The organism is Roseovarius autotrophicus (assembly GCF_018069895.1).
Taxonomy (GTDB): Bacteria; Pseudomonadota; Alphaproteobacteria; order Rhodobacterales; family Rhodobacteraceae; genus Roseovarius; species Roseovarius autotrophicus.
In genome coordinates, this window is the sequence record NZ_JAGQDH010000001.1 from 226,422 (window position 1) to 243,065 (window position 16,644).

Sequence of the window (16,644 nt, forward strand, 5' to 3'; positions counted from 1 at the left end):
GGGTCTCCTATCCGGTGGTGCGGCCGGCCGCGGCGGCGGCGCGCAGATGGGGCGGCAGGGCGGGAGGGCACGCCTCGAGATCGGCAAAGGCGTCGCCAGCCCCGCCCCCGGCCATGATGGATCTGAGCGCGCGCAGGGCGGCGGCGATCTTGTGCGCCTCTGCCTCTTCCAGTACCTCGCGCGCCCCGCCAAGATGGGTCAGCACCCATGTGCCGGGGGCAAGCGGGCCGGTCAGGCTCAAGTCGATCAACGCCTCCGCCTCGCCATCCGTGGCGCGCGCGGCGATCCCCTCGACCGAGAGAACCCGCATGGGAATGCCCACGCACATCGTTCAGCCCCGCCCCGGCAGAAAACGCGCATCGCCCACCCGGCACGCCGCCTCTTCGCTCGGGCGGCCCGCCTCATACGCGTCTTGCCGGATGGCGGCATCGGCCAGCAGGCGCTCGTCGCCCTGCCCCGCTCGTGCCTCGATCCCCCAGCCACGCAGACGCTCAAGCGCCACCGCGATCGCCGGGTCGATCCGGGCGGCCACGACATCGCGCAACCCTCCGCCGTAATCCTCCAGTTCCTCGGGTTGACAGCCGATCAGCAGCAGGCGCTCCGGGCAATAGCCCATCAGTTGCGCCGTGGCGATCACGTCCTGAAAGCCTGTCTGATGCAGGCTCATCTTCCGGGCGCCCATGAAGGCGGGCACGGCGTCATCCTCGACGATCTTGAGCATGCCGGGCGCGAGGCCGTAATCGACCGCATCGAACACGATCAACCGGTCGGCATCTTCGAGAAACGGCAAAAGATACAAGCCTTGCGTGCCGCCATCGAGAAGCGTCACACAATCGGGGAATGACCAGCGCGCCGCCAGCCGCTCGACGCAGCGCACGCCAAAGCCCTCATCGGCCCAAAGCACATTGCCAATGCCGAGAATGAGCACCCGTGGCGGCATCCCGCTTCCTCCCCTGTCTCCTCCCGGTCAGAATGGGACGGGCCCTGTGCGCAGGCATACGGAAAAAGCTGAATTGCGCGTTGTTGATAAAATCAATTTAAAACAAGTGTTTAATGGAATATTAGGTGACAGTCGGCAGACCAATATGGATAGTTTTCGATCATTTTTCATAATTTATGGAAGATAAGTATCCATTTCCCAACCCGATGCCTGAAATACCAACGGGCAGGCGCATGGCCTGCCCGTTCGTCCGCATGGAGACCCGGTCAATCGGGGCGGTCGTCCTTGAACGTCCGGTGTCCCGAGATCATCGTCGAGACGATGGATTGGCGGCTCATGATATCCTCGCGGATCGCCACATAGATATGAATGATCATGAAGATCACGATCCACCACATCCCGAGATGATGATAGGTGTGCACATAATGCGGGTTGTTGCCGAACAGCGTGAACACCCAGCCAAACATCGCATAAAGCAGACTGTCCTTGCCCAACCCCTCGGAATAGAGCGCGAGGCCGGTGACGATCATGAACGATACCCCCAGCGTGATGAAACAGAACATCGCCAATTGCGCGAGGGGGTTGTGGCCCATGTATTTCTTGGGTTCGCTCTCGAGAAAAAGATACCAGCGGACCTCGAAGAACACCTCGCGCCACCACCGGCCATTCCAGATCGGCAGGTAGAAAAGTTGCCGCGCATGGTGATTGCCGAAAATCGCCCAGTAGATGCGTCCCAGGAATCCCACGGTCAGGATCCAGCCCGCCGCGAAATGGGCGAAGCGGATATACCCAAAGACGAACTGATGCGTGGCCTCGGCAATCTGCATCGAGGGCGGCGGCGCTCCGATGAAGTAGCCGGTGAGGACGAGCGTCAGGATTGCCAGCGCGTTAATCCAGTGCCAGAGGCGCACGGGTGCCTCGTAGACATAGACACTGGTCTGACGGCTGACCGTGGCCATATCGGCCTCGTCAGCGTCGTGAAGTCCGGCTTGCGGGGTGCTCATGGCACGCCCTCAACGGCGGCGGGCGCGCAAAAGCGCCAGCCCCGCCAGCACCACCGCCAGCAACACCAGCCCCGGCGCGTGGACAGGGGCCATCAGCCAATGCACCGCCCCCTCCTGCGGCAGGGTCATGTCATGGCCTTCATGCGCAAATGCGCCGCCCGCGCTGGCCAGCCAGATGATCACGGCGTGTTTCATGGTCTCTCCTCCTCAACGAACCTTGACGGTGGTCAGTTCCGCGCCCTCGGGCGACATGACATGGGTGGAGCAGGCAAGGCAGGGGTCGAAACTGTGCAGCGTGCGCAGGATCTCCACCGGCTCGTCGGGCCGCTCCATGGGCGTGTTCATCAACGATGCCTCGAACGCCCCGATATTGCCCGCCGTGTCACGGGGGCTGCCGTTCCAGGTCGTGGGCACAACGCATTGATAGTTCTCGATGCGCCCATCCTTGACCTTGATCCAGTGCCCAAGCGCACCGCGCGGGGCTTCGGTCATGCCCACGCCCTTGGCCTCCCTGGGCCAGGTCGAAGGATCCCATTTGGCAATATTGGCGGTGCTCTCGTCGCCGTTCTTGATGTTCTGCACCAGCTTGTCGAAGAAATACTTCTGCAACCGACCGCAATATTCCGATTCCAGCGCCCGCGCGGCCGTGCGCCCCAGCGTCGAGAACACAGCGTCAAAAGGCACATCGAGCGCACGCAAAAGGCCATCCACCTGATTGCGGATATCCTCGTGGCCCTTGGCGTAACCTACGACATAGCGCGCCAGCGGTCCCACCTCCATCGCGTGCCCGCGCCAGCGCGGTGCCTTGATCCAGCTGTATTTGGCGGCTTCGTCGATCTGCTTGATGTTGGTCCTGGTGCCCTTGAGATTCGGCCCCAGTTCAAAGCGTGGCTCGGTCACGCCGTCCCAGGGATGCAGCCCCTGCCCCGGCGTGCCGTATTCATACCAGGAATGATCGACGAATTCCTGCACCTGCTCGGGGTCGCGCACATCGACGTCATGGACCTCGCCCAGGTTGCCGTTGATGATCGCTCCACGCGGCAGGTAGAGCTGCCCGGGCGAGAAATCGTTGGGATGCTCGGGAATGTCGCCATAGGCGAGCACCGATTTCGAGGACAGCCCACCGCCATGCAGCCAGCCTTTGTAGAATCCGCCGATGGCGATCACATCGGGCAGATAGACGTTGCGATTGAACTCGTTGCACAGATCGATGATGGAGCTGACCATGTTCAGCCGTTCCATGTTGATCGCCCCGACCGCGCCGGTGGAATGCACGTTGATCGGACAGGGCACACCGCCCACGAGCCAGTTGGGATGCGGGTTCTTGCCGCCGAAGATGGTGTGAACCTTGACGATCTCTTTTTGCAGGTCGAGCGCCTCAAGGTAATGGGTCGTGGCCATCAGATCGGCCTCGGGCGGCAATTTATATGCCGGATTGTCCCAGTATCCGTTCTTGAACAGGCCCAGTTGCCCCGATTCCACGAACTTCCTGAGCCGGTTCTGCACATCCCTGAAGTAGCCGGGACTGGAGAGCGGATGCGACGGGCTCACCGCCTGCTGCAATTCACTGGTGGCCTTGGGATCGGCGCGCAGCGCGTTCACCGGGTTCACCCAGTCGAGCGCGTGCAGGTGATAGAAATGCACGATGTGATCATGCACCTGAAGATTGAGCTGCATGATGTTGCGGATGGAATTGGCGTTGTCGGGGATGGTGATGCCAAGAGCATCCTCGACCGCGCGCACGGATGTCAGCGCATGCGTCCCGGTGCATACCCCGCAAATCCGCTCGGTAAAAGCCCAGGCGTCGCGCGGGTCGCGCCCCTTGAGGATAACCTCCAGCCCCCGCCACATGGTGCCTGTAGAGACCGCGTTGCGGATGACGCCCTCGTCATCGACGTTCACCTCGCAGCGCATGTGCCCCTCGATCCGCGTCACCGGGTCCACCACGATGCGGCGGCCGGTGGTGTCGAGGTCATAGCCGTTCGGGGTCATGGTCATGGCTTACGCCTCCTCTTTGCTGGCTTGGCTTTGGGTCTTCTTCTGCGCGGCCTTGAGCGCCGAGATGGCGGCATGAACCGCCACGGCCCCCCCCACCACACCGGCGGCGGCCATACCCACCCGGTCGGCATTGGCCTCGACCCCGAATTGCGTGAGGTCGGTCACCCGGTCATAGAAACTGCCCTGATCCCAGAACCCGTCCTCGGAACAGCCGATACAGCCATGGCCCGACTGAATGGGAAAACTCACGCCCTCGTTCCAGCGCACGGTAGAACAGGCATTATAGGTCGTCGGCCCCTTGCACCCCATCTTGTAGAGGCAATAGCCCTTGCGCGCGTTTTCGTCGTCCCAGGCCTCGACGAATTGCCCCGCATCGAAATGCGGTCGGCGATAGCACTTGTCATGGATCCGCTGACCGTAGAACATCGCCGGCCGCCCCTGCCGGTCCAGTTCCGGCAAGCGGTCAAAGGTCAGCATGTAGGTGATGACCCCGGTCATCACCTCGGCAATCGGCGGGCAACCCGGCACCTTGATGATCGGCTTGTCGGTGATGACCTTGTGCACCGGCGTCGCCCGCGTCGGGTTCGGCTTGGCGGCCTGCACGCAGCCATAGGAGGCGCAGGCCCCCCAGGAAATGATCGCCTTGGCGTCCCTGGCGGCATAGCGCAGCTTTTCCACGAAAGGCTTACCGCCCGAGATGCAGAACATCCCGTCCTCGTTGAGCGGCGGATTGCCCTCGACCGCCAGGATATACTGGCCCTTGTAACGCTCGATCGTGTCGCGCATCGCTTCTTCGGCGGCATGACCGGCGGCTGCCATCAATGTGTCGTCATAATCGAGACTGATCATCGACAGCACCACATCCTTCGCCAGCGGGTGCGCCGAGCGGATGAAACTCTCCGAACAGCAGGTGCATTCCAGCCCGTGCACCCAGATTACCGGCGTGCGCGGCTTGGTCTCCATCGCGTGGGCGATCTTTGGCACGAAGGCCGGGCCAAGGCCTAGCGCCGAGGCGGTCAGCGAACAGTATTTGATGAAGCTGCGCCGGGTGATTCCCTGCCTGCGCATCACGTCGTAAAAGGTCTCGATCTGGCTCAAGGCTGGCCCTCCCCGGCTTGTTCACTCTCCCTCGGGATACCGCAGCATGCACCCCGTCCAAATCCATGAGAGCAGCGTGAGCGGTTTCGGGAAACCGAAAAGACCGACCCAGGCAAAAGGTTTTATATATCGTTTTTTCAAAGCATTACGATGTCACACGGCATCATGTTCCGGCCAGAGCGTAACCAGCCTGCGGCCCCGCCGGTCAGGCGCTTGCCACCCGCGCCGCCGCCACCAGCGCCTGCCCGAGCGCCAGCCCGCCATCATTGGCGGGTGTCACGCGATGAACCATCACCGGCACATCGCCAAGCGCGGCCCGCGTCATCTGCTGCAAGAGCGCGTTCTGGAAACACCCGCCCGATAGCGCCACGGCACGCGCCTCCCCCGCCGCGACCGCGGCGCGCGCGGCGCGGGCAAACGCCTCTGCCAGCCCGGCGTGAAAGCGCCACGCCATGACCTCGGGCGCAGTGCCCCGGCAATGGTCTTCATGCCATGCTTGCCAGAGGGCCGTGTCGTCGAGCGCCCCCGCCACACCGGTGATCGGATAGGTTCCGGCGCCTTCGGGGGCGCGCAGCGCCAGCGCCTCGAGCCACATCGCCGCTTCGCCCTCGAATCCTTGCGCACCCGCAAATCCCGTCACGGCGGCGAAGGCATCAAAGAGACGCCCGGCAGAGGAGGAGAGCGGCGCATTGACGCCCGCGCGCATCGCCGCGCGCAAGGGCGCGAGCGGGCGCTCCGCGAGAAGGGCATCCGCCACCGCCCCCATGCCTGCCCGATCCAGCCGTGCCAATGCGTTACGCCAAGGGTCGCGGTTCGCGGCATCCCCCCCCGGCAAGGGTGTCGGCGACAGCCAGGCGTGTCGCACGAAGTCCCGGTAATCCCCAACCAGAACTTCACCACCCCAGATCGCGCCATCCGCTCCCAACCCCAGACCGTCCAGCACAATACCCGCCACCGGCCCGCCATCTAGCGGCCAGAGGTTCTCGGCCAGGCAGGACGCCAGGTGCGCGTGATGGTGCTGCACCGCCACGACCGGCAGCCCGCGCGTCCGGGCATGCTGCGTGGCGCGATAGCCGGGGTGCAGGTCGCAGGCCACCAACGCGGGCCGGTGCTCGAAAAGCCCCGCGTAATCGGCATCCGCCTGTAAGAACGCTTCCCAGCTCAGCGCCTCATCCAACGCGCCCAGATGATGCCCCAGCAACGCCTGCGCGTTCTTCACAAGGCAGATCGCCGCCTTCATCTGTCCGCCATAAGCCACCACCTGTGGCGCATCGCCAAATCCCTCGGGCAGGGGCAGCGTGCCCGGCACCCGCCCCCGCGCGCGCCGCAGGATCATCGGCGGATGCGCACGCTCGACGCTGTCGTCCAGCCGCCGCGCGATCTCGCGGTCATGCATCAGGAACGCATCGGCGAACCCGCCCAGCTTCTCGCGCGCCTCTGCGTTGCCGATCACCTGTGGCTCGCCCGAAAGATTGCCGGAGGTCATGACCAGCGGCCCGCCAAAGGCGTCGATCAGCAGGTGATGCAGCGGCGTGTAGGGCAGCATCCAGCCAAGTGTGGCCTGTCCCGGCGCGACCGCCTCGGGCAGCCCCGCGCCCGCCCGTCGCAAAAGGACGATCGGCGCTGCGGGATCATTGAGCAAGCGCGCCTCCTCCTCGGACACCGTGCAATGCGCCCGGATCATCGGCAGCCCGCCCATGAGCGCAAAGGGCTTTGCAGGGCGGTGCTTGCGCGCGCGCAAGAGCGTCACGGCCTCGGCATTCCCCGCATCACAGGCCAGGTGAAATCCGCCCAGGCCCTTGATCGCCAGAACACCACCCGCCCGCAGAACGGCCACCGCACCGGCCATCGCATCGCCGCCTCCCGGCTCCAGCCAGAGGCGCGGGCCACAATCCGGGCAAGCCACCGGCTGCGCGTGAAACCGGCGGTCGGCGGGGGTCTCGTATTCGGCGTGGCAGGCGTCACAAAGCGGAAACTCGGCCATCGTCGTGCGCGCCCGGTCATAGGGCAGGCCCCGCAGGATGGTAAAGCGCGGTCCGCAATGGGTGCAGTTGGTGAAGGCATAGCCCTGCCGCCGTCCCGGTCTGAAAATCTCCTCCACGCAGGCGGCGCAACTCGCGGCATCCGGCGTCACCCGCGTCTCGGCCCCCGCCGCCCCGCTCGCCGCGATCTCGAACCCCTCGGGCAGGTCGAGCGTCGCCGCCTCGTGCCGCATCTCATCCACCCTCGCCAGCGGCGGCGCGCGTTGAGGAATGGCCGCCACGAACGCCAACAGCCCTTCGCCTGCGGCCTCGATCAACACCCCCTCGGCATCGTTCAGAACCCGCCCGCGCAACCCCATCTCGCGCGCCAGTTGCCAGATGAAGGGGCGAAAGCCCACTCCCTGCACCTGTCCGCGCACGCGGATGCGCCAGCCTTCAATCATGGCCCTTCTCTTCTTCTGGCCCGAAATATCCCGGGGGAGTCGCCGGAACGGCGACGGGGGCAGCGCCCCCGGACCGCCCTGCCACACGCGCCCTCATCAATGCACCGTGCAGACCATGCAGGGATCGAAGCTGCGCACGATATGCTGCACCGCAAGCGGCGTCTCCTCGCCCGCGCGCACCTCTGCCCCCACCAGCGCCGCCTCCAGCGGCCCCGGCACGCCCTGCACATCGCGCGGACTGAAATTCCAGGTTGTCGGCGCGATGATCTGATACGACACGATGCGCCCGCCCTCGATCCGGCACCAATGGCCAAGCGCGCCGCGCGCCGCCTCCACCAGCCCCGCACCCGTGCCCTCCTGCGGGGCGGTCCAATCGGCCATGAAGCACGCCTCGGGGATCATCCCGGCCACCAGCTGCTCCATTATCCCTTGTGTGCGTGCGATCTCCAGCAGCCGCCCGATCACCCGCGCCCGCACCCCGCCCTCGGTCGCCAAGGCACGCGCGAGCGGATGCCCGTCCACCACCTGCCGTGCCAGTGCGCCGGTCTCGAAGGGAAGCCCGCCCAGGCGTGGCGCCTTGCACCAGCTATAGCCGGGCGCGCGCATCGCCGCATCGGGCACGGTCTCGCCCGCCGCGGGATGCGCCGTCCTGCCCAGCATCCAGGCGTGGCTCAGATCCTCGGTGATCGCTGCGGGATCAAGCAGCGCAGGCGCGCCATTGACCCAGAGACCGGCGGCAAAGGCGTGACCCTCCGGCCCCGGATAGGCCCCGAAGCTAAGGTAGCGTCCCGCGCCCCGCCCCATATCCGCCAGCCCCGCCGTGGCGGCGATTTCCAGAAACAGCGCCACGTCGCCCGTAGTCCACCGCTCCAGCGCGGTGATGCTGTCAAGCGCCACGAAATCCTCCAGCGGCGCGCCGAACATCTGCGCCTCCAGATAGGCCCGGAACGCGCGCAGCCCCGCCTGCATCCGCAGCTTGTCGCGCATCGTCGGCGCGCGCGTCACTCCTCCCGGCTGAATCGCCATGGTATGCGGCCACTTGCCCCCCAGAAGCCCGACGATATGCAAAAGCCGCGCCCGCGCTTCGATCGCCGCATGAAGCCCCGTGCCCGTCATCGCGGTAAAGCGCGCAACAGCGCGCGCATGCCAGCCCTGCCCGGCATAGTCGGCCCGCGCGAAATCGGGCATGAAGAAAAGGTTGAAATGGGTCATGTGGTCGGCCACGTTCTCGACCGCGTGCAACAGCGCGGCAGCCTTCTCGCCCTCGGGCGCAGGCGTGATGCCGCCCGCTGCGGCCAGCGTGCGCGCCGCAGCCGCCGATTGGCTGATCGAGCAGATGCCGCAGATGCGCGGCGTGATCGTGAGCGCGTCCATCGCGCCCTTGCCGAGAAGCATCCGCTCGAAGCCACGAAAAAGAGGCGAATTGACACGGGCCGCGCGCACGCGCCCCTCCGCCACGTCAAGCGTGACCTCCAGATCGCCCTCGACCCGGTTGAACGGTCCGACCAGAAGCCGCGCCCCGCTCATCATTTTGGCCCCTTGACACTTGGCGGCACGACGATGCGGTCAGCGCGCGCGTTGGCGGCAATGCGCGGGGGTGTCGCTGCCTTGGACAGGCTTGCCAGCGCCATGAACCACGCCTTTGGCATGTCCGAGGGCAGGCCCAGCGGGATCCCTGCGAATTTGGGGGTCTCGGAGAAACCATGGCCAGGCTCCTCGAACTCGGGCGCGGTGCAGTTGATGCAGGGATAGCCCGCCCGCGTGCAGGAACTGCCGCCATTCCAGCCGCGAATGTTGCAATCGCCCACGGCCTGCGTGCCGATGCAGCCCAGATGCTCCATCATGCAGCCCATTTCCGATAGCCGCGTCGCGCTGGCCTTGTATTCGTAGAACTCGTTCTTGGGGCAGGCATGATGCACGAGATGGTCGGCGTAAAAGCGCGGGCGGGCATATGGGTCGAGCGCCTCGGCGTGCATCTCGCCCGCCGCGATCATGAGAAGCGTCTCGGTCACCCAGTCCGGATGGGTGGGGCAGCCCGCCACGTTGATGACCGGCAGGCCCGCGCGCGACCGGAAACCGGCCGCCAACGCACCGCCAGGATGCGCACCGTCATATTGCAGCCCGACCGCATCGCTCGGGTTTTCGCCCGCCGAGGTGATGCCGCCGTAGGTGGCACAGGTGCCGACGGCGACCACATGCGCGGCCCTGGGCGCCAGATCCCGCACCCAGTCGAGCATCGACCGGCCCGTGCCTGACAGCATGTGAAACCGACCTGTTCCGTTCGGACCGCGCAGAACAGAGCCTTCGACACAGAGAATATCGAGCGGCGCGTGACCCATGCGCAGATCCTCAAGCAGGTGGCGGACAGGTGCGCCACTGGCCTCGCTCAGCGTCGGGTGCCAGAGAAACTCCAGCCCCGCGCCCTCGAGCAGCGTCAGCACGTCGGGATCCTCCGCACACAGAAGCGACATGGTGCAGCCGCCGCAGCCACCCGATTGCAGCCAGAGGATATTCATACCCCTACCCCCGGCAGCGTCAGGCGGAAGACCGCGCCCGGCGACGGCGTTTCGACCACTTCCAGCGCGCCGCCATGTTCGGCAACGATCTTGTGCGAGATGGCAAGGCCAAGACCGGTGCCTTTGCCGACGTCCTTGGTGGTGAAGAACGGATCGAAGATGGCCGCGCGCGTCTCGGGCGGGATGCCGGGGCCGATATCGGTGAGCGTGAGCGTGACCGTATCGCCTGCCTGCGCGAAATCAAGCGTGAGCGCGGGCCGCGCCATCCCCTCCATCGCATCGACGGCGTTCTGCACGAGGTTCATCAGCACCTGCTGGATATGGCCCGGCCGCCCGCGCACCCATGCTTGCGCCGCGCCGGAAAACGCAATTTCAAGCGCAGATTTGCTGCCGCGCTCGATCCAGTTGACGGCGACGCGCGCCACCTCGACCAGATCGAAATCGTTCATCTCGCCCGCGCCATCCGCCGACAGGCGCCGCAGATCCTCGACAATGTCGCGCACCCGCTCGGCGCCTTCGCGCGCGCCCTGCACCACATGCGCGAGATTGGCGAGATTGCGATCAAGGCGCAATTCCTCGCGCAGGGAGATCAACTCGGCGCGGCTCGCCCCGGCCTGCACGCGCTCGAAATAGGTCTCGAACTTTGCCAGGTATTTCTCGAGCGTGTGCGTGTTGGCATAGACAAAGCTGATCGGATTGTTGAGTTCATGCGCCACCCCGGCCAGCAACCGCCCGAGCGAGGCCATCTTTTCGTTGCGCACAAGCTGCGCCTGCGCCTGTTTCAATTCCTCGTGGCTCTGCTCAAGCCGCTCATAGGCACGGCGCAATTCCCCCATGGGCCGCCCCGTCAGCACCGCGCCCGTGCATTTGCGCCGGCGGTCAAGCTGTGGCGAGAGCGAGAATTCCACCGGCTCCGGCCCGCCGGGCGTGACGAGATCGGCCCCGAGCGTGATCGGACGGCGCAACGCCAGCGCCTCGGTCATCGCTTCATCGAGACGCGCCGCGTCAGGGGCGGCGAGAAAACCGCGCAGGGGGCGGCCCGCCAGTGCCGCAACCTCCTGCCCGAGAGCGGCGCAGAAAGATGCGCTTGCATCGGCAATCACACCCCCGCGATCCACCACCACGAGATAGTCGCTTATCGAGACCATGATCGACGACAGGAACCGCCGCAGATCGGTCAACTCGGCATTGCGGCTCTCGAGCTGCTCCTGATAATCGACCAGTTCCGCATAGGTGCGGTCCATGGCGCGCAGCACATCGCCCCATGCCTGATCACCCAGATCCTGCCTGACATCGCCCATCACCCTGCGCTCTCCTCTCGCCGGATCCGGTATTCAGCCTACGTCCGGGACGCGCGAAAGAAAAGCGCGGCAGATCAGGTGGTTTCGACGATGACGAGATCGCGCTCGGATGCGCCGCGTGCATGATCGAGCGCCGCCTGATATTCGGGACTGTGATAACAGGCCTCCGCCGCCTCGAGCGAGGGAAAGCGCGCCACCACGTTGCGCGCCCGGTCACGCCCCTCAAGCTGCACATAGCGCCCGCCGCGCGCGATGAACGCGCCGCCATGTCTGGCGATCGCTGGCCCGGCAAGCGCGGCATAGCGGCCATAAGCCTCGGTATCGGTGACGGTCACATGGGCAATCCAGAGGGCGGGCATGGGATACTCCTTTACCAGGGTCAGACGCCATCGACGATGACAAGATCGCGGCTGCTCGACGACAGCGCAAGCGGCAGGATGCGGCGATAGGCGTCGGAATTGTAGAACGCAAGCGCATCGTCTCGGTCGGGAAATTCGATGATCACATGGCGGTCGGGGCAATTGCCCTCCACCACCATCTGCGCGCCGCCCTTGACCAGGAACCGACCGCCGAATTTTTCGGCGAGCGCCACGGTCTGCGCGGCATAGGACTGGTAATCCTGCGGATCGGTCACCGTGATCCGACCAATGATATAGGCACTCATTCCCCCTCCTTTCAGGAAGCGAGCACCGCCTCCGCTGCCGTGATCGCCGCCTCGGCGCCAGCAATATCGCTGCCCCCACCCTGCGCCATGTCGGGCCGGCCACCGCCGCCCTTGCCACCGAGCGCAGGCACCGCCGCGCGCACCAGATCGACCGCTGAGACACGCGTCAGCAGATCATCGGTCACGCCCGCCGCCACCGCCACCTTGCCGCCGGTATCGGCAATAAGCAAGATCGCTCCGCTGCCAAGCCGCGCCTTGATCTCGTCGATGAGCGGCGGCAGATCGCGCCCCTCCACGCCCGAAAGCACCTGCGCAAGGAACCTCATGCCGCCCACTTCGCGCGCCTCGGGGGCCGTTGCCCGCCCTGCACCGCCCGCCATGGCCAGTTCACGGCGCAGTTGCGCCACCTCGTTGGCCAGCGCCCGGCGCTCGTCCATCAGCGCGCGCACGCGGTCGGGGACATCCTCGGGCCGCGCCTTGAGATCGGCGGCGACCGAACCGAGCCGCGCGGCTTGCCCGCTCAGATACGCGACGGCCGCCGCCCCGGTAAGCGCCTCGATCCGTCGCACGCCCGCGCTTGACGCGCTGTCGCCAAGCGCCACGAAGGTGCCGATATCGCCGGTCTGCCCCACATGCGTGCCGCCGCAAAGCTCGATCGAATAGGTCGCGCCATTGGCTCCCTTGCCAGAGCCTTCCAGCGTGCCCATCGACACGACCCGCACCTCGTCACCGTATTTCTCGCCAAAAAGCGCCTGCGCGCCGATGGCACGGGCATCGTCGGGGGTCATGATCCGCGTGGTGACAGGGCTGTTCTGGCGGATGAATTCGTTTACCTCGGCCTCCACCCGGACGAGTTCCTCGTCGCTCAGCGCTTTGGCATGGCTGAAATCAAAGCGCAGCCTGTCGGGCGCGTTGAGCGATCCGCGTTGCGCGACGTGATCCCCGAGCGCACGGCGCAGCGCCTCGTGGAGCAGGTGCGTGGCCGAATGGTTGGCGCGGATGGCGCTGCGACGGGCGTGATCGACGGTGAGGCGCGCGGCCTGCCCGGTCGAAATCTCGCCCTCCTCGATCACGGCAAGATGCGCGAACACGCCCGCGATCTTCTTCGTGTCAGTCACGCGCGCGCGCCCCGTTGCGGTCACGATCACGCCGGTATCGCCCACCTGACCGCCCGCCTCGGCATAGAACGGCGTCTGATTGACCACAATCTGAACGCGCGCGCCCTCGGGCGCCCCCTGGATCGCCGCGCCCTCCTGCACCAGCGCCATGATCTGACCTTCGGCACTCTCGGTGTCGTAACCCAGAAATTCCGTTGCACCCTTGCCCTCGGCGATGTCGAACCAGATCGCCTGATCGACCGCCTCACCCGTGCCGGCCCAGGCCGCGCGCGCCTTGGCCTTCTGCGCGGCCATGGCGGCATCGAAGCCGTCGGTATCGACGCTGCGCCCCTTCTCGCGCAGCGCGTCCTGCGTCAGATCGAGCGGAAAGCCGTAGGTATCATAGAGCCTGAACGCCGACTCGCCGGGCAATGCCGCCGTCTCGGGCAGCCCGGCCAGTTCCTCGTCGAGAAGGCGCAGCCCGCGTTCGAGCGTCTGGCGAAAGCGCGTTTCCTCAAGCCGCAGCGTCTCTTCGATCAACGCCTGCGCGCGTCCAAGTTCCGGAAACGCCTGCCCCATCTGCGCCACGAGCGCAGGCACAAGCCGGTGCATGACCGGATCCTTCGCACCAAGCATGTGCGCGTGGCGCATGGCCCGGCGCATGATCCGGCGCAGCACATAACCGCGTCCCTCGTTCGAGGGCATGACACCATCGGCGATCAGGAAGGAGGTCGAGCGCAGGTGATCCGCGATCACCCGGTGATGCACGCGCCCTGGCCCGTCCGGGTCCTGGCTGGTGACATGCGCACTCGCCTCGATAAGCGCGCGCATGAGGTCGGTATCGTAATTGTCGTGCTTGCCCTGCAAGAGCGCGCCGATCCGCTCGAGCCCCATGCCCGTGTCGATCGACTGCATGTCGAGCGCGCGCATGGTGCCGTCCTCGAACCGCTCGTTCTGCATGAAAACGAGGTTCCATATCTCGATGAAGCGGTCACCGTCCTCCTCTGGTGATCCCGGAGGGCCACCCCAGATCTCCGGCCCATGGTCATAGAAAATCTCGGTGCAGGGGCCGCACGGGCCGGTCGGCCCCATCGACCAGAAATTGTCATCCGTGGCGATGCGGATGATCCGTTCGTCGGGGAGCCCTGCGTATTTCTTCCAGATTTCCGCGGCCTCGTCATCGGTATGGTAAACGGTGACCAGAAGTTTCGACTTGTCGATGCCGAAATCGCGCGTCAGCAGATCCCAGGCATAGGGAATGGCCTGTTCCTTGAAATAGTCGCCAAAGCTGAAATTTCCCAACATTTCAAAGAATGTATGGTGGCGCGCGGTATAGCCGACATTATCAAGATCGTTGTGTTTGCCGCCGGCACGCACGCATTTCTGGCTGGTGGTTGCGCGCACGTAATCGCGGTGCTCGACCCCGGTAAAGCAGTTCTTGAACTGCACCATGCCGGAATTGGTAAACATCAGCGTCGGGTCATTGCGCGGCACCAGCGGCGAGCTATCGACGACTCGGTGACCGTTGCGCTCGAAGAAGTTCAGAAAGGTAGAGCGGATTTCATTGAGCGTTGGCATGGATTGGCACTTCCGGCTGGTATGGGCACGCGGTTGAGCCGATTTAGCCCCGCCCGCGCCCCGTGTCCACCGCAGAACCTGCGCCCTCAGGCTTCCATGACATCATCGTCCACGCCGCCGGGAACGCTGAAATCAAGGCCATGCGCCGCCCTGATCCTGTCCTCGATCTCAAGGGCGGTCTTTGGATTCTCCTTCAGATAGCTCTTGGCGTTCTCGCGTCCTTGACCGATGCGTTCATCTCCATAGCTGAACCAACTGCCGGACTTCTCCACCACGCCGGCCTTCACGCCCATATCCAGAAGTTCACCTGTCTTGGAAATGCCCTCGCCGTACATGATGTCGAATTCCACCTGCTTGAAAGGCGGCGCAACCTTGTTCTTGACCACCTTGACGCGGGTGGCGTTGCCTACCACCTCGTCACGATCCTTGATCGCGCCGATCCGGCGGATGTCAAGGCGCACGGAGCTGTAGAACTTGAGCGCATTGCCACCTGTCGTCGTCTCCGGGCTGCCGAACATCACCCCGATCTTCATGCGGATCTGGTTGATGAAGATCACCGTGCACTTGGTCCGGCTGATCGAACCGGTGAGCTTGCGCATGGCCTGGCTCATCAGGCGCGCGTGGACGCCCACGCTCGAATCGCCCATCTCTCCCTCAAGCTCCGACTTCGGAGTCAGCGCGGCGACCGAGTCGATCACGATGAGGCTGACCGCACCGGAGCGCACCAGCGTATCGACGATCTCGAGCGCCTGTTCGCCGGTGTCGGGCTGCGAGATCAGCAACTCGTCAAGATCGACACCAAGTTTGCGCGCATAGATCGGATCAAGCGCATGTTCGGCATCGACAAAGGCGCAAACCCCGCCCTTCTTCTGCTCCTCGGCCACGCAATGCAGTGTCAGCGTTGTCTTGCCTGAACTTTCCGGCCCGTAGATCTCGACGATGCGGCCCTTGGGAATGCCGCCGATGCCAAGCGCGATGTCGAGTCCGATGGAACCGGTCGAGGTGGCTTCGATATCGGCGATCGGATTGTCGCCGCCCATCCTCATGATCGAACCCTTGCCGAATTGCCGCTCGATCTGCGCCAACGCGCTGTCGAGGGCCTTTTGCTTGTCCGCGCTGCGTTTGTTGTCCATCGAGAGAAGATCCGCCATTGCCATGTGTTCGCTCCGTTATTTCACAGGCCGCCTGAGGCGGCAATGCCAACTCTTGTTCCTGCTATGTTCCGTTTGCACCATGAGCACAAAAAGAGAACTTTGCAACAGGAAAACGACTGGTGACACTCTGGTCTCAAAGACTTAACACAAGGTTACGATTTTTCTGCCGGATGAGTTTTCCGGCCCGCGAACCGAGAGCGTCCCGCCGTGCTGATCTTTGCTCAACAAAAGCTGGTTTTCCTGTCGGTGCCGAAAACGGGCACGACAGCCTACGCGCGCGCGCTTTCCGAACATGCCGCCCTTGTGATCAATGCGCCGCCCGAGCTCAAGCACGCGCCGGTCTTTCGCTACAACCGCTTTTTCCGGCAGGCCGTAGAACGGTTCGTCGGCCCCGATATCGCGATCGTCGCGGTGATGCGAGAGCCGCTGGACTGGCTGGGCAGCTGGTATCGCTACCGCGGGCGCGCGGCGCTGCGCGGGCATCCCAACAGCACCCATGGTCTGGAGTTCGACGCCTTCGTGCGCGCCTATTGCAGCGCCCATCCGCCTGACTGCGCCCGGGTCGGAAGCCAGGCGAAATTCCTCGAGCCGCAACGCAACGGGACGCGGGTGACGCATCTTTTCCGCTATGACGACCAGGCTGGATTGCGCCGGTTTCTGGAGTCGCGTCTCGGTGTCGCGGTGATGCCCGAGGCAGTCAACCAGTCCCCGGAGCGCCCGCTCGCTCTGGATCCGGAAACGCTCGATCTGCTGCGCCGGCGCCATGCGGCCGACTTCGCGCTCTATGCCGGTATCGGTGATGACGGCGCGTATGAGCCGCACCCGGTGGCGCGCGCGCCACGCTGACGGGAAGCGGGCGCTTGACGCGC

General features: G+C 65.0%; 15 protein-coding genes. 1 reads left to right on the forward strand and 14 read right to left on the reverse strand.

Annotated elements, in window-relative coordinates:
* Window positions 1-7: 7 nt before the first annotated feature.
* The 14 genes from KAK09_RS01185 to recA all read right to left on the reverse strand — a co-directional run bounded on the left by KAK09_RS01185 (window position 8) and on the right by recA (window position 15,778).
* Entirely contained in the window at window positions 8-328 is a 321-nt protein-coding gene (locus KAK09_RS01185; protein ID WP_210877004.1) for a HypC/HybG/HupF family hydrogenase formation chaperone, read from the reverse strand.
* A 3-nt stretch (window positions 329-331) separates the two neighbouring features.
* Window positions 332-940: a HyaD/HybD family hydrogenase maturation endopeptidase gene (locus tag KAK09_RS01190; RefSeq protein ID WP_210877005.1), complete on the reverse strand. Its 609-nt coding sequence runs from the start codon at window positions 938-940 to the stop codon at window positions 332-334.
* Between the two features lie 266 nt (window positions 941-1,206).
* Window positions 1,207-1,944, reverse strand: coding sequence for a Ni/Fe-hydrogenase, b-type cytochrome subunit (cybH, locus tag KAK09_RS01195; RefSeq protein WP_210877006.1), 738 nt, complete (start codon window positions 1,942-1,944; stop codon window positions 1,207-1,209).
* A gap of 9 nt (window positions 1,945-1,953) precedes the next feature.
* A complete protein-coding gene (locus KAK09_RS01200; RefSeq protein WP_210877007.1) occupies window positions 1,954-2,139 on the reverse strand; it encodes a hypothetical protein in 186 nt (61 codons plus the stop codon).
* Window positions 2,140-2,151: 12 nt separating this feature from the next.
* Window positions 2,152-3,942: a nickel-dependent hydrogenase large subunit gene (locus KAK09_RS01205; RefSeq protein WP_210877008.1), complete on the reverse strand. Its 1,791-nt coding sequence runs from the start codon at window positions 3,940-3,942 to the stop codon at window positions 2,152-2,154.
* 3 nt (window positions 3,943-3,945) lie between these two features.
* Window positions 3,946-5,040: a hydrogenase small subunit gene (locus KAK09_RS01210; protein WP_210877009.1), complete on the reverse strand. Its 1,095-nt coding sequence runs from the start codon at window positions 5,038-5,040 to the stop codon at window positions 3,946-3,948.
* Window positions 5,041-5,245: 205 nt separating this feature from the next.
* On the reverse strand, window positions 5,246-7,465 hold the full coding sequence (gene hypF, locus KAK09_RS01215; RefSeq protein WP_210877010.1) for a carbamoyltransferase HypF: 2,220 nt from the start codon (window positions 7,463-7,465) through the stop codon (window positions 5,246-5,248).
* A gap of 96 nt (window positions 7,466-7,561) precedes the next feature.
* Window positions 7,562-8,992: a nickel-dependent hydrogenase large subunit gene (locus tag KAK09_RS01220; protein WP_210877011.1), complete on the reverse strand. Its 1,431-nt coding sequence runs from the start codon at window positions 8,990-8,992 to the stop codon at window positions 7,562-7,564.
* Entirely contained in the window at window positions 8,992-9,981 is a 990-nt protein-coding gene (locus KAK09_RS01225; RefSeq protein WP_210877012.1) for an NADH-quinone oxidoreductase subunit B family protein, read from the reverse strand. Before KAK09_RS01225 ends, KAK09_RS01220 begins: the two co-directional genes overlap by 1 nt.
* The gene (locus KAK09_RS01230; RefSeq protein WP_210877013.1) at window positions 9,978-11,282 is read right to left on the reverse strand and encodes a sensor histidine kinase; all 1,305 of its coding nucleotides are present in this window, start codon (window positions 11,280-11,282) and stop codon (window positions 9,978-9,980) included. Before KAK09_RS01230 ends, KAK09_RS01225 begins: the two co-directional genes overlap by 4 nt.
* Window positions 11,283-11,356: 74 nt before the next feature.
* Window positions 11,357-11,641, reverse strand: a complete 285-nt coding sequence (locus KAK09_RS01235) for a DUF1330 domain-containing protein (RefSeq protein ID WP_210877014.1) — start codon at window positions 11,639-11,641, stop codon at window positions 11,357-11,359.
* Between the two features lie 20 nt (window positions 11,642-11,661).
* Window positions 11,662-11,946: a DUF1330 domain-containing protein gene (locus KAK09_RS01240; protein ID WP_210877015.1), complete on the reverse strand. Its 285-nt coding sequence runs from the start codon at window positions 11,944-11,946 to the stop codon at window positions 11,662-11,664.
* 11 nt (window positions 11,947-11,957) lie between these two features.
* Window positions 11,958-14,621, reverse strand: a complete 2,664-nt coding sequence (alaS, locus tag KAK09_RS01245; protein ID WP_210877016.1) for an alanine--tRNA ligase — start codon at window positions 14,619-14,621, stop codon at window positions 11,958-11,960.
* Window positions 14,622-14,707: 86 nt separating this feature from the next.
* Window positions 14,708-15,778: a recombinase RecA gene (gene recA, locus KAK09_RS01250; RefSeq protein WP_210877017.1), complete on the reverse strand. Its 1,071-nt coding sequence runs from the start codon at window positions 15,776-15,778 to the stop codon at window positions 14,708-14,710.
* Window positions 15,779-15,982: 204 nt separating this feature from the next.
* Between recA and KAK09_RS01255 the strand changes: the two genes are divergently transcribed.
* The gene (locus tag KAK09_RS01255) at window positions 15,983-16,621 is read left to right on the forward strand and encodes a gamma-glutamyl kinase (protein ID WP_210877018.1); all 639 of its coding nucleotides are present in this window, start codon (window positions 15,983-15,985) and stop codon (window positions 16,619-16,621) included.
* Window positions 16,622-16,644: the final 23 nt, after the last annotated feature.